The 13,417-nt window shown below is 73.2% G+C and carries 10 protein-coding genes; 6 read left to right on the plus strand and 4 right to left on the minus strand.

The annotated features are described in order from the left end of the window. Positions 1 to 130 precede the first annotated feature (130 nt). From AB0H21_RS10930 to AB0H21_RS10945, 4 genes are all read left to right on the plus strand, one after another. Positions 131 to 1,498 carry a helix-turn-helix transcriptional regulator gene (locus AB0H21_RS10930; RefSeq protein WP_358514475.1) on the plus strand — a complete coding sequence of 456 codons (1,368 nt, stop codon included), beginning with the start codon at positions 131 to 133 and terminating at the stop codon, positions 1,496 to 1,498. Continuing rightward, entirely contained in the window at positions 1,495 to 2,406 is a 912-nt protein-coding gene (locus tag AB0H21_RS10935) for a phosphotransferase (protein WP_358514477.1), read from the plus strand. The genes AB0H21_RS10930 and AB0H21_RS10935 overlap by 4 nt, the downstream gene beginning before the upstream one ends. 76 nt (positions 2,407 to 2,482) lie before the next feature. Then, entirely contained in the window at positions 2,483 to 3,730 is a 1,248-nt protein-coding gene (locus AB0H21_RS10940; protein ID WP_358514479.1) for a cytochrome P450, read from the plus strand. Positions 3,731 to 3,784: 54 nt separating this feature from the next. After that, positions 3,785 to 4,921, plus strand: a complete 1,137-nt coding sequence (locus AB0H21_RS10945) for an aminotransferase class V-fold PLP-dependent enzyme (protein ID WP_358514481.1) — start codon at positions 3,785 to 3,787, stop codon at positions 4,919 to 4,921. 98 nt (positions 4,922 to 5,019) lie between these two features. Here AB0H21_RS10945 and AB0H21_RS10950 read toward each other — a convergent pair whose 3' ends face one another. After that, positions 5,020 to 5,721, minus strand: coding sequence for an RraA family protein (locus AB0H21_RS10950; protein ID WP_358514483.1), 702 nt, complete (start codon positions 5,719 to 5,721; stop codon positions 5,020 to 5,022). A 93-nt stretch (positions 5,722 to 5,814) separates the two neighbouring features. After that, complete coding sequence (locus tag AB0H21_RS10955) at positions 5,815 to 6,456, minus strand: maleylpyruvate isomerase N-terminal domain-containing protein (RefSeq protein WP_358514485.1); 642 nt, start codon at positions 6,454 to 6,456, stop codon at positions 5,815 to 5,817. Positions 6,457 to 6,767: 311 nt separating this feature from the next. On the opposite strand from AB0H21_RS10955, the gene AB0H21_RS10960 reads away from it, so the two are divergent. Then, positions 6,768 to 7,343, plus strand: a complete 576-nt coding sequence (locus tag AB0H21_RS10960) for a MarR family transcriptional regulator (RefSeq protein WP_358514487.1) — start codon at positions 6,768 to 6,770, stop codon at positions 7,341 to 7,343. Between the two features lie 108 nt (positions 7,344 to 7,451). On the opposite strand, the gene AB0H21_RS10965 is transcribed toward AB0H21_RS10960, so the two are convergent. Next, positions 7,452 to 8,807 (minus strand): transaminase, encoded by a 1,356-nt coding sequence (locus tag AB0H21_RS10965; protein WP_358514489.1) that lies wholly within the window; start codon positions 8,805 to 8,807, stop codon positions 7,452 to 7,454. Positions 8,808 to 8,950: 143 nt separating this feature from the next. After that, a complete protein-coding gene (locus AB0H21_RS10970; protein WP_358514491.1) occupies positions 8,951 to 10,492 on the minus strand; it encodes an MFS transporter in 1,542 nt (513 codons plus the stop codon). A 458-nt stretch (positions 10,493 to 10,950) separates the two neighbouring features. On the opposite strand from AB0H21_RS10970, the gene lon reads away from it, so the two are divergent. Next, positions 10,951 to 13,329 (plus strand): endopeptidase La, encoded by a 2,379-nt coding sequence (lon, locus tag AB0H21_RS10975; RefSeq protein WP_358514493.1) that lies wholly within the window; start codon positions 10,951 to 10,953, stop codon positions 13,327 to 13,329. The last annotated feature ends 88 nt before the right edge of the window (positions 13,330 to 13,417 follow it).

The following is a 13,417-nucleotide window of genomic DNA, read 5'->3' on the forward strand; positions in this document are numbered from 1 at the left end:
CCATCCCGTATCTGACCCCGATCGGCCGAACCGATCAGCTCGCACGATCGGTCCTCTCATTCGCCCCTCCCGCACCCTCCGCGACCTGGTTAATTGGGAGGCCAGCTCAATTGACTGTCGAAAGGTCGGCATGAACGTCACTCATGCGAGCGAGCAGGCGATCAGCTTCGCCGTCTGGGAACGGCCACAAATGCGGCAAGCCCTGGCAAGCCGTGACATAGCCACTGTCTACCTCTTATTGCAGCGCGTCGGCGTCTCCCAGCGCCGGATCGCCGCACTGACCGGGCAGTCACAGTCCGAAATCAGCGAGATCCTCAACGGGCGTCAGGTGATGGCCTACGACGTCCTGGTACGCATCGCGGACGGCCTGTCCATCCCGCGCGGCTACATGGGGCTCGCCTACGACGACTCCTCGCTCGGCGTGGTCGCCGTGGCGTCCCCCGGAGAGGAGGACGACGCGGACGAGGACGAGCAGGTACGCCGCCTGCTGGCGCACGCCGCGCAGGTCACCATCGGCGCGGCGGTGGCACGTACGGACGACTGGGCTCTGCCGCTGGCCCGCATCGACACCCCGGTCCCCGTGCGGATCGGCGAGACCGAGGTCGAGCAGGTGGAGTCGGTCACCCAGGCCCTGCGCGTGCTCGACTACCGCTACGGCGGCGGGGTCTGCCGGGACGCGGTGGTCGCGCAGCTCGCCTGGTCGCAGCGCCTGCTCGGCGCCTCCTGCTCGGAGGAGGTCGGGCGGCGGCTGCATCTGGCCCTCGCCGACCAGCACAACCTGGCCGGGTGGACGTCCTTCGACGTCGGCCTGCACGGCCACGCGCGCCGTCACCTGTCCCGGGCGCTGGAACAGGCCAAGCACGCGGGCGACCCCTCGCTCGCGGCGAACATCCTGTACCGCATGGGCCGGGTCCATCTGCACCTGCGCCGCGTCGAGGACGCGCTGCGGTTCTTCCAGCTCGGCCAGATCTGCGCCCAGGACGCCAGTTGCGAGCTCACCGTCGCCATGCTGTGCGCGAACGAGGCGTGGGCGTACGCCCTGCTCGGGGACCGCAAGCTCGCGCTGAAGTCGCTCGACCGCGCCTACGACGAGTTCAACCGCGCCGACCGCCTCAACGCCCCGAGCTGGGTCAGGTTCTTCGGGGAGGCCGATCTGAAGGCCGCCGCCGGCATGATGCACTCGGCGCTGGCCCGCGACCACGCCGGGCACTTGGTCAAGGCCGCCGTGTTGCTGTCCGGCAGCGTGCGCGAGCGCAGCGAGACCTACGCGCGAAGTAAGGTCTTCGAGCTGATAGCGCTGGCCACCGCCCAGTTGCTCCTCGGCGACGTCGAGAACGGCGTGGACAACGGCAACGAGGCCGTCACGCTCGTCACGCAGATCAGGTCGATCAGGACAGTCGACCGCCTGGAGCCCCTGCAGGCCGCGTCACGGGACCTGTCGCGCGACTCCGACGTACGCGACCTGTGCCGGCGCATCGTGGACGTGCGTGCCCTATGAGCGTCGCGACGATCGACCCGTCCGAGGGTCTCACCCACCAGAACCTGCGGTCGCTGCTGGCGGCCGTGTGCGCGGACGCGGGGCTGGACCCCACCGGCGCCGAGCTGATCAAGTTCACCAACAACGCCGTGTTCCGGCTGCGCGAGGACCCGGTGGTCGTCCGCGTGGCCGGGTCCACCGCCGCTCGCGAGCGCGTGGACACCGTCGTGCGGGTCGCCCGGTGGCTCGAGGGCCACGGCTTCCCGGCGGTGCGGCTGCTGCCGGACATCAAGCAGCCCATCCGGCTGTACGGCCAGGTGGTCACCCTGTGGGCGCATGTCCCGGACGCCGGCCCCCGCCCCGACGGCGCCGACCTCGCCGCGCTGCTGCGCCGCCTGCACCGGCTGCCCCGCCCACCCGGCGGGCTGCCGCCCTGGTCGCCGATGGAGGAGGTCCGCCGGCGGCTCGCCGAGCCCGAGGACCTCGACGCCGCCGACCACGCCTTCCTCACGCGCGAGTGCGACGAGATCGAGGAGGCGCTGGCCGGGCTGCGGTTCATGCTGCCGCAGGGGGTCATCCACGGCGACGCCTTCCTCGGCAACCTCATCGCCGGGCGCCGGGGACCGGTGCTGTGCGACTTCGACAGCACCACCGTCGGGCCGCGCGAATGGGACCTGACGCCCGTGGCGGTGGGCCGTCTGCGCCTGGACTACCCCGGCGACGACCACGCCCTGCTGGCCAAGAACTACGGCCTCGACGTCATGGAGTGGGACGGTTTTCCCGTGCTGCGCCGGCTGCGGGAGCTGAAGCTGGTCACCAGCGTGCTGCCCATCCTGCGCAGCAACCCGTCCGTCCGCGCCCAGTGGGAGCACCGCATGCGGACCTACAAGGCCCGTGACCTGACCGCCCGGTGGCAGCCGTACAGCTGACCAGGAAGCCCGATCCGGCCGTGCGTCTCGCGCCGACGCGCGGCCCCCGCCCCTGCGGGCGTGCCAGGATAAGACCGTGACGACGGCGGTGGAGACGGGCATCGACCTCGCGGACCTCGCGTTCTGGCGCAGGCCGCCGCACGAGCGCGAACGCGACTTCGCGCGGCTGCGCGCGCTGGACCACCCGGTGTTCTTCGCCGAGCGCCGGGTGCCGCTGCTGCGTTCGGGCGCGGGCTTCCACGCACTGGTGCGCCACGCCGACGTCGTCGAGGCCAGCCGCAACGCCAAGGTCTTCTCCAGCGAGCCCGCCGTGACCAACCCCGAGCCGCCGGGCTGGGTGAAGCACGTCTTCGGCGACTCGATGGTCAACCTGGACGACCCCCGGCACGCGCGCCTGCGCCGCATCGTCTCGCGCGCGTTCTCGCCCAAGATGCTCGCCCGGCTGGACGCGGGCATCCACAGGGCCGCCGAGAGCATCGTGGACGACGTCGTCGCGCGGGGGCCCCGGGACTTCGTCGCGCAGGTCGCCGCCCGGCTGCCCATCACCGTCATCTGCGACATGATGGGCATCCCCGACGGCATCCGCGCCCGGGTGCACGCGCACGTGGACACTTCCACCGCCTACACCGGGGTGCGCATGAGCCTGCCGCGCACGGTGGCCATGGCGGGCCGCAACATGGCGGCGCTGTTCGCCCTCCAGCGGCTGGTGATCCGGCTGGGCCGCGAGCGCGCCCGCGAGCCCGCCGACGACCTGGTCTCGGCCCTGGTCAACGCCAACGTGGACGGCGAGCGGCTGACGCCGAGGGAGCTCGGCTCGTTCTTCACGCTGCTGCTGGTCGCGGGCAACGAGACCGCGCGCAACACGATGGCGCACGGGCTCAAGCTGCTCACCGACAACCCCGGCGAGCGCGAGCGCCTCGCCGGGGACTTCGAGGGCCACATCGGCGGGGCCATCGAGGAGACGGTCCGGTACGTCTCGCCCATCATGCAGTTCCGCCGCACGGTCACCGAGCCGTACGAGATGCGCGGCGTGCGGTTCGCGCCCGGCGGCAAGGTGGTGCTGTTCTACGGCTCGGCCAACCGCGACGAGGAGGTCTTCCCGGACGCCGGCCGCTTCGACATCACCCGCAAGCCCAACCCGCACGTCGGGTTCGGCGGCCCCGGGCCGCACTTCTGCCTCGGCGCCAACCTGGCGCGCCAGGAGATCAAGATCATGTACCGCGAGCTGTTCACCCGGCTGCCCGGCATCCGGTCCGTCGGCGAGCCCGAGCTGCTGCTGTCCAACTTCGACAACAGCGTCCGCACGCAGGGGTTCACCTTCTAGCGCCACGGGGGTCGCTCGCGCGGCGGGCCGGGCCGGCGGGCTAATGTCCATTTGGTGAACATCGAAGACTTTCGCCTGGACCCGGCCGTCGCGCACCTCAACCACGGCTCGTTCGGCGCGGCGCCGGAGGTCGTCCACCGGCGGCAGGAGGAACTGCGCCGCGAGGTCGAGCACAACCCCGACGTGTTCTTCGCCACCGTCCTGGACCGCATCGCCAAGGCCAGGGACGAGGTCGCCGCGTTCCTCGGCGCCGGCCCCGAGGGCCTGGCCTTCGTGCGGAACGTCACCGAGGGCGTGGCGATCGCGCTGAACAGCGTGCCGCTCGCGCCGGGCGACGAGATCCTCATCGGCGACCACGTCTACCCCGCCGTCGAGATCGCCGCGCGGCACAGGGCCGTGCGCTCCGGCGCGGAGGTGGTCAAGGTGACGCTACCCGGCGAGGCGGACGGGGACTGGACGGCCGAGGAGGCGGCCGCCGCCTTCCTCGGCGCCGTCACCCCCCGGACGAAGGTCGCCGTCTTCGACCACATCACCTCCAACACCGCGCGGCTGCTGCCGGCGCGCCACCTGGTGGAGGCCCTGCGCGCCCTCGGCGTCGTCACCATCGTGGACGCCGCGCACGCGCCCGGCATGCTGGACGTGGACGTCAGCGCGATCGGCGCGGACTTCTGGACCGGCAACCTGCACAAATGGGCGTTCGCCCCCCGATCGTCGGGCGTGCTGGCGGTGGACCCGGCGTGGCGCGCGCGGGTGGAGCCGCTCATCCCCTCGTTCTACCTGGGCGACGGCTTCCCGCGGAGCGTCGAGTTCCAGGGCACCCGCGACTACACGGCCTGGCTCGCCGCCCCGCACGGGATCCGGGTGCTGGAGGAGCTCGGCGCGAACGCCGTGCGCTCCCGCAACGCCGCGCTCGTCGCACGCGGGCAGGAGATCGTCGCGGCAGGCACGGGCCTGCGGCCGTGGCGGGCGGACCCGGAGCTGTCCATGCGCGTCCTGCGCCTGCCCGACGGCGTGGCCGCCACCCAGCCCCGGGCGGAGGCGCTGTCGGCCGAGATCTTCCGGCGGTTCCAGGTCAGGGCTGCGGTGAGGCCGTGGCCCGGCGCGGGCCTGCTGCGCGTGTCCGCGCAGGTCTACAACACCGAGCACGACTACGAGCGCCTCGCCGACGCCCTGCGGCGGATCCTCGCCTGAAGCACCGGTCCTGCCCGTACCGGCCGGTGTGGGTCGTCGGCGCGGTCGGCCGCAAGGACTGAGCCGGGTCTGCCCTGTAGACCGGTACGGGCTGGGGTTCACTCCTCGATGGCCCCGCCCACCGCGCGCAGGTGGTCGCGGAAGGTCAGGGACGGTCGCCGCGACCGCGCGTCGAGGTACGCGGCGAACCCCACCTGCTCGCGCAGGGAGGCGCCCAGGCGGATCCGGTCGGCCTGGCGCCGTTCGGTGTCGCGGATCGTCTCGGCCAGCATGAACAGGTCCCCGGCCGCGGCGGCCGGGATGAACAGCACGCCGTCGTCGTCGGCCAGGACCACGTCCTCGCGGCTCACCGTCCACTCGGCCACCGTGGCGGCCTCCAGCGCGCCGGGCGGGCGGTCGTCCAGCCGCTGCGGGCCGGTCGGGATCGCGCCCAGGCTGAAGACGGGCAGCCCGATCTGCCGGATGTCGGCGGTGTCGCGGTGCAGGCCCCAGATGACGATGCCCGCCAGCCCGGCGGCCTTGGCCTCCAGGACCACCAGGTCGCCGACGCAGGCCTCGTCGGCGCGCCCGCCGTTGTCGACCACCAGCACGTCGCCGGGCGCGGCGTGCTCGAACGCCTCCAGGAAGACGTCGACGCTGCCCGCGTGCACGGAGGGCGACACGCGGCCGACCAGGCGCCCGCCCGGCACCACCGCGGTCAGGGACGCGCAGCGCACCGGCACGCGTGCGCGGATGCACGCGTCGGCGAGATGCGCGGTCGTCAGCGTCGCGAACCGCCGCCGAAGCTCTTCGTGGTCCATGCAGTCTCCCTCCGCGGTCACGCGGCGTCTCAAGGCCCGGCGTCCCGGACGGGGGGTCCGGGCCGTGGCGGGCGCGGTGTTGTAGGCCGTATCTCAGATGGCGTTGATGAGGGCCGGAGCGCGCTCGGCCCGGCTGAGTGCCCGCAGCACGTTCGTCGGCCCGTGGCGGCGTACGGCCAGGCGCGACAGCAGGACGACCACGGCGTCGACGGCGCCCGGCGGCAGCGGCGGCGCCGGGATGCCCACGCTGACCGCCAGGTCGTCGGAGTGCACCGCCAGCTCCATCATCCGCGTGACCAGCAGGTCTTCGAGCGTCAGCGACCACGGCCCCCACAGTGGGATGCGCACCGGCCGGTCCGCCGCCACCGCCGGCAGGCGCGCGGCCAGCTCCTCGATGACCTGGTCCACCCGCGCGGCCATCGCCGCCGGGCCCTCCGCCGCGACCTCCTCGCCGCCGTCGCGGATCCGGACGTTGAACTCGTCGTCCACGGGCGCGCCGTTCCACTGCGCGCGGCCGTAGTGCTCCAGCAGGGAGATGGTCTCCTCCCGTGCCTCCGGCCCGGCGAGGATCGGCGGGAGGGCCAGCACCTGATAGGCGAGATGCCCGGCGAGCCCGCTCACGCGGAACTCCGCCAGTGCGCTCGGCCCGTCCCAGGCGGCGGCGACGGCGGGCTCCCGCAGCAGGCCCGCCGCCGAGCGCGCCGTGGCCAGGTAGTCCTCTCTGACACCGCTCATGCCGCACCCCTCCTCGTCTGCGTCACCCGCGTCCCGGACGGCCCCGGGGTCACCGGGCCCCGCCGTCGACGTCCGTCGGCGTGTACCGCGGCCGCCTCCGGAACCGGGGAGGCTCATGTTACGCCCGATCTTCGCCCGGCCATCCGGCGCGGTCGCCACGCCCCGGGCGCCGGGAGCCGTGCGAACCGGGTGATGCGTGTAGAAAGGGGGCGGGAGTCCACACGGCGGGCGTCTGGGCGGGTTCGTTCAGGGGTCTGGGGGCTCCCACCCGGCAGGGCGCTTCGCGGCGCCCGACACCCGAAGGAGCACGAGTGCCCGCGCACTACTCGTTGACGGAGACCGAGGACGCGGTGAACCGCCGGCTCGGGTCTATGCCGATCAGCCGCGAGGCACTGGTCGCCGTGTCCAACCTGCACCGCGCCGCCGCGGCCGTACGCCAGCACCTGGAGAACTCCGCGCTGCGGGTCGCCGACCTCACCTGGAGCGCGTTCGTCGTGCTGTGGGTGGTGTGGATCTGGGAGGAGATCGAGACCCGGCACGTCGCGGCCGAGGCGGGCATCTCCAAGGGCACGCTGACCGGCATCATCAAGACCCTGGAGTCGCGTGGCCTGGTACGGCGCCGCCAGCATCCCGACGACGGCAGGCTCGCGCTGCTGTGCCTGACCCCCGAGGGGCTGGCGCTGATGGAGCGGCTCTTCCCCGCCTTCAACGAGGAGGAGTCGTTCGTCGTCGAGGCGCTGGACGGCGAGGAGCCGGCGCGCCTGGCCGACACCTTGCGCCGGATCGTCACGCACCTGGAGGAACACGGCGAGGAGCGCCGCGCCCACCTGCGCGCCAAGACCCCGCTGCCCCCGCGCAAGGGCGGCCGCCGCCGCACGACGACCTGAGCCGGTGTGCGCCTTCCTCGCGGTCCGTGGCCGGCGAGTTCCGGGTGGCTCAAATCCGCTTATATCGGTAGTTGGGCCCCGGCCCATGCCGGCCGCACGCGCAGGAGGTCAGCCCGTCAGCTCGGCCACGGCCGTCGCGAACACCTCGTGGTGCCGTGCGATGTCGGCCTCGGTCGTGGCCGGGCACATCAGCGCCATGTTGTGGAAGGGAGTGAGCAGCACGCCGCGGTTGGCCAGGTAGACGTGCAGGTAGTCGTCCAGGTCGGGGTCGCCGGCCGCGTTCGACTCCCCGCCGGTGCGCGGCGCCGGGCTCGTGAAGCGGTACTCCGCGCGGGCCCCGAGCCGGGTGACCGACCACGGCAGCGCGTGCCGGTCGATGACCTCCTGGACGCCGTCGGTGAAGCGGACGGCGAGCGCGCTCATCGCGGCGAACGCGTCGTCGGTGAGGACGTGCTCCAGCGTGGCCCGCATGGCGGCGACCGACAGGGCGTTGCCGGCGAGCGTGCCGCCGACGCCGCCCATGTCGACCAGGTCGAGCCCGCTCATGCCCTCCACGCGCGCCGCGACCTCGGCCGACAGCCCGTACCCGCCGCTCGGGACGCCGCCGCCGATCGCCTTGCCGATCGTCACGATGTCGGGGTCGAGCCCCCAGGCGCCCGTGCAGCCGCCGGGCCCGGCCGAGAACGTGTGCGTCTCGTCGTTGATCAGCAGGGTGCCGTGCCGCCGGGTCAGCTCGCGCACGCCGTCGAGGTAGCCGGGCTCGGGCAGCACGATGCCGATGTTGGTCAGCGCGGGCTCCATCAGGACGGCGGCGACGTCGCCGAACGCCAGCTCGCGCTCCAGGGAGGGAAGGTCGTTGAACTCCACCACCCGGCCGGTCACGGTGGGGTCGACGGGGGCGCCGACGTTGCCCTCACGCGAGACGGGCGCGCCGTCGGGGCCGACCACGAGCAGGACCTCGTCCACGCTGCCGTGGTAGCAGTAGCTGTTGACGAGGATCTTCGGCCGCCCGGTGACCGCCCGGGCCAGGCGGATGGCCCAGCGGTTGGCGTCGGTGGCGGTGAGCGAGAAGCTCCAGTACGGGACGCCGAAGCGCCGGCCGAGCTCGGCGCCGACCCACGCGGCGTCCTCGGTGGGCATCATGACGGTGGCGCCGCCGAGCCGCGAGAAGCGCTCGGCGACCGCGTCCACCGTCGCCTTCGGCGAGTGGCCGGCCATGGCGCCGGTGTCGCCGAGGCACAGGTCGACGTACTCGTGGCCGTCCAGGTCGGTGACCCGCGCGCCGCGCGCCTCGGCCAGATAGAGCGGGAATCCGGCGGCGGTCTTGTTCATCCAGGTCATCGGCACGCCGCCGAACAGGTGGGCGCGTGCGCGCTCGTAGGCGGCCGCCGAGAGGGGGTTGCGCGCGCGGAAGGCGCGCCGCTCGTGGTCGAGGAGTTCCGCCAGGCGGGCACGGTCGATCATGGCTGACACCTCAGAAACCGTCGTGTGGGTCCGCCGTGGTGACGGATTCCGAGGTCAAAGTACCGGATCGCGGCTGATATGACGATAGGTGGCGGCAATCGTCGACCGGCCCGCGATGGGTCGCCCGCCGTCTCGCGGACGGGTCACCCGCCGGTCCGCTGCCGGGAACCGTCCACGGGACGGCCCGACTCCAGGGGCGGGGCGCACAGCTCGCAGGCCGCCTTGCGCTCGGGTTCGCGCTCCGGGGCGCGCAGGACGTTCGACCGGATCGTCACGAACGTCAGCAGCGCGGCCAGAACCATCATTGCCGAGCTGACCAGCATCGCCGTGTGGAATCCCGAGGTGAACGCGGTGGCGGAGGTGTAGGCGGCGCCGGTGAGCCCGACCAGCGGCGGGATCGCGGCGACGGCGAGCAGGCCGCCGGTGCGGGCGACCGCGTTGTTGACCCCGCTGGCCACCCCGGCGTACCGCTCGTCGGCCGTGGCCAGCACCGTCGCGGTGAGTGGGGCGACCGCGGAGGCCAGCCCGAGGCCGAACAGCGCCACGGCGGGCAGCACGTCCCGCACGTACGACGCGCCCGGGCCGACCCTGCTCATCAGCAGCAGCCCCGCCGAGCACAGCAGGATGCCGACGGTCATCGGCAGGCGCGGGCCGATGCGCTTGGCGAGCTCGCCCGCCCTCGGCGACAGCAGCAGCATCAGCACCATCACCGGGAGCATCGAGGTTCCGGCGGCGACGGGGGAGAAGCCGGCGGCGACCTGGAGCTCCACGATGAGCAGGAAGGTGACCACGCCCAGCGCGGCGTACATGATCAGGGTGACGATGTTGATCGCGGTGAACTCGCGGTCGGCGAAGACCCGCACCGGCACCAGGGCCGACACCGTGCCGCCGTGCGAGCGGCGCAGCTCCACCAGCACGAACGCCACGCCGAGCGCGACACCGGCCGCGGCGGCGAGCGGCGGCACCGCCCCGTCGCGCTCGATGAGCCCGTAGGTGAGCCCGGCCAGCGCCAGGGCGGCGAGGGCGGCGCCGAGCACGTCGAAGCGGCCGGTGGCCGTCTCGTCCCGGGTCTCGGGGACGTGGCGCACGGCGACCAGGACGACCAACGCGGCCAGGGGCAGGTTGATCAGGAAGACCCACCGCCAGCCCGCCGTCTCCACGAGCCAGCCGCCGAGCAGCGGGCCGACCGCGCCCGCCACCCCGCCGAGCCCGGACCAGGCGCCCACGGCGCGGGGCCGGTCGTCGCGGGCGAAGGACGACTGGATGATCGCCAAGGAGCCCGGGGTGAGCAGCGCACCGCCGATGCCCTGCAGGGCGCGGGCGAGGACGAGCGTCTCGATGTTGGGCGCGATCCCGCACAGCGCCGAGGCCAGGGCGAACCAGACGACTCCGATGACGAAGATCTTCCGCCGCCCGTACCGGTCGCCGAGGGAGCCGCCGAGGAGGATCAGCCCGGCCAGCGTGAGGGTGTAGGCGTTCACCGTCCACTGGAGCCCGGACATCGACGCGCCCAGATCCCTGCCCAGCGCGGGCAGGGCGACGTTGACGACGGTGCTGTCGAGCATGGCCATGCCGGAGCCGAGGACGGTGGTGAGCAGGACCCACCGGCCGCGGGGGGAGTTCATGCGGATGCCGCCTTTGTCCATGCAGACCATCATGCTGGACAAAAAGGCGATTCTGGTCATCCGGTCGTCCTGACGAGGTGTTCTCCGTCAAGGCGGGCACCCGTCGCCCTGGGCGACGCCCGGCCTCCCGGCGCCCGCCAGGCCCGGTCTCCCAGCCCCGCGAGGCCCGGTCTCCCGGCCCCGCGAGCGGCCGGGATGAACTCCGGGCCTCAGAGCGTTACGAGGGACGCACCACCCGGGATCGCCCCCAGTGGCCCGCCGCGGACGGCACGTCCGGCCGGTCGGGCCGCCGCCGGTCCCGGCCCCGGAGAGAGCCGCCTCACGAGCGGGAACGGTCTCCAGACCCGGCCGGACAGGCCGCCGACCTGGGCGAACCCGAACGAAGGAGCAATCTGCCGAGGCGTGTCCCGACGAGCTGATTACACGATTACGATCGCTCGCAGCGAACACGCGCAGGCTCGGGAACAATCCAGGGCTCTCATTAATTGAGTCGATGTAACTCAACCCTTGGAGTTCGCATGAGTCAGAGCTTGATCCTCCCGGTTCTGCCGCTCGACGACGAGGTCGTCCTCCCCGGCATGGTCGTCCCGCTCGACCTGTCCGACACCGAGGTGCGCGCCGCCATCGACGCCGCCCGGGCGTCCTCCACGTCCCCGAGCAAGCCGCGGGTGCTCCTCGTGCCCCGGATCGACGGCAAGTACGGCGCCGTGGGCGTCACCGCCGTCGTCGAGCAGATCGGAAGGCTTCCCGGCGGCGAGCCCGGCGCCGTCGTCCGCGGTGTGGAGCGCGTGCGCGTCGGCTCCGGCACCACCGGACCGGGCGCCGCCCTCTGGGTGGAGGCGACCCGCGTCGAGACGATCCCCGCCGACGGACGCGCCGAAGAGTCCGCCAAGGAGTACAAGGCGCTGGCCACCACGATCCTGCAGAAGCGCGGGGCGTGGCAGGTCGTCGACGCCGTGAACCAGATCGAGGACGCCTCCGTCCTCGCCGACAGCTCCGGCTACGCGCCCTGGCTGACCACGGCCCAGAAGGTCGAGCTGCTGGAGAACCCCGACCCGACCGAGCGCCTCGCCAAGCTCGTCGGCTGGGCCCGCGAGCACCTGGCCGAGCTGGACGTCGCCGAGACGATCCGCAAGGACGTCCAGGAGGGCATGGAGAAGCAGCAGCGCGAGTTCCTGCTGCGTCAGCAGCTCGCCGCCGTCCGCAAGGAACTGGCCGAGCTCAACGGCGAGGCCGCCTCCGAGGAGGAGGACTACCGCGCCCGCGTCGAGGCCGCCGACCTGCCCGAGAAGGTCCGCGAGGCCGCCCTCAAGGAGGTCGACAAGCTCGAGCGCACCTCCGACCAGTCGCCCGAGAGCGGCTGGATCCGCACCTGGCTGGACACCGTCCTCGACATCCCCTGGAACACCCGCACCGAGGACGCCTACGACATCGCGGCCGCCCGCGCCGTGCTCGATGCCGACCACACCGGGCTCGACGACGTGAAGAACCGCATCATCGAGTACCTCGCCGTGCGCAAGCGCCGCGCGGACCAGGGTCTCGGCATCGTCGGGGGCCGCCGCAGCGGCGCCGTCCTGGCGCTGGCCGGTCCTCCCGGAGTCGGCAAGACCTCGCTCGGCGAGTCCGTGGCCCGCGCCATGGGCAGGAAGTTCGTCCGCGTCGCCCTCGGCGGCGTCCGCGACGAGGCCGAGATCCGCGGCCACCGGCGCACCTACGTCGGCGCGCTGCCCGGCCGCGTCGTGCGGGCCATCCGCGAGGCCGGCAGCATGAACCCGGTCGTCCTGCTGGACGAGGTCGACAAGGTCGGCGCCGACTACCGCGGCGACCCGACGGCCGCGCTGCTGGAGGTCCTCGACCCGGCGCAGAACCACACCTTCCGCGACCACTACCTGGAGGTCGAGCTCGACCTGTCGGACGTGCTCTTCCTCGCGACCGCCAACGTCCTGGAGGCGATCCCCGGCCCGCTGCTCGACCGCATGGAGGTCGTGACGCTCGACGGCTACACCGAGGACGAGAAGGTCGCCATCGCCCGCGACCACCTGCTGCCGCGCCAGCTCGACAAGGCCGGCCTGACCTTCGCCGACGTGACGGTGGAGGAGGACGCCCTGCGCAGGCTCGCCGGCGAGTACACCCGCGAGGCCGGCGTGCGCTCGCTGGAGCGGGCGATCGCCCGGGTGCTGCGCAAGGTCACCGCGAAGGCCGCCCTGGAGGAGGCCGCGCTGCCGGTCAACGTGAGCGCCGCCGACCTGGTCGGCTACCTCGGCAGGCCGCGCCACGTGCCGGAGTCGTCGCTGCCGGAGTCCGCGCAGCGCACCGCCGTCGCGGGCGTCGCGACCGGGCTCGCGGTCACCGGCGCGGGCGGCGACGTCCTGTACGTCGAGGCGTCGCTGGCCGACCCGGAGACCGGTTCCACCGCCGTCACGCTCACCGGCCAGCTCGGCGACGTGATGAAGGAGTCGGCCCAGATCGCGCTGTCCTACCTGCGCTCGCGCGGCGCCGAGCTGGAGCTGCCGGTCGGGTCCCTGAAGGACCGCTCCGTGCACATCCACGTCCCGGCGGGCGCGATCCCCAAGGACGGGCCGTCCGCGGGCGTCACGATGACCACCGCCCTGGCCTCGCTGCTGTCCGGCCGCCCCGTGCGGTCCGACGTCGCGATGACCGGCGAGGTCTCGCTCACCGGCCGGGTGCTCCCCATCGGCGGGGTCAAGCAGAAGCTGCTCGCCGCCCACCGGGCGGGCATCACCACGGTGCTCATCCCGGCGCGCAACGAGCCGGACCTCGACGACGTGCCCGAGGCCGTGCGCGGTGAGCTGACCGTCCACGCGGTCAGCGACGTGCGCGAGGTGCTGGAGATCGCGCTGACCCCGGCCACGGTGGCCGAGCGCGCCGGCGTCTGACCGATCCGCTGACGAGCCGCCGGTTCGGCGGCTCGCGGCGCGGGGCCCAGTACGGCTCACAGTACGGCTCACAGTGGGGCGGACCACC

This window comes from Sphaerisporangium sp. NPDC051011 (genome assembly GCF_040653595.1).
Classification (GTDB): Bacteria; Actinomycetota; Actinomycetes; order Streptosporangiales; family Streptosporangiaceae; genus Sphaerisporangium.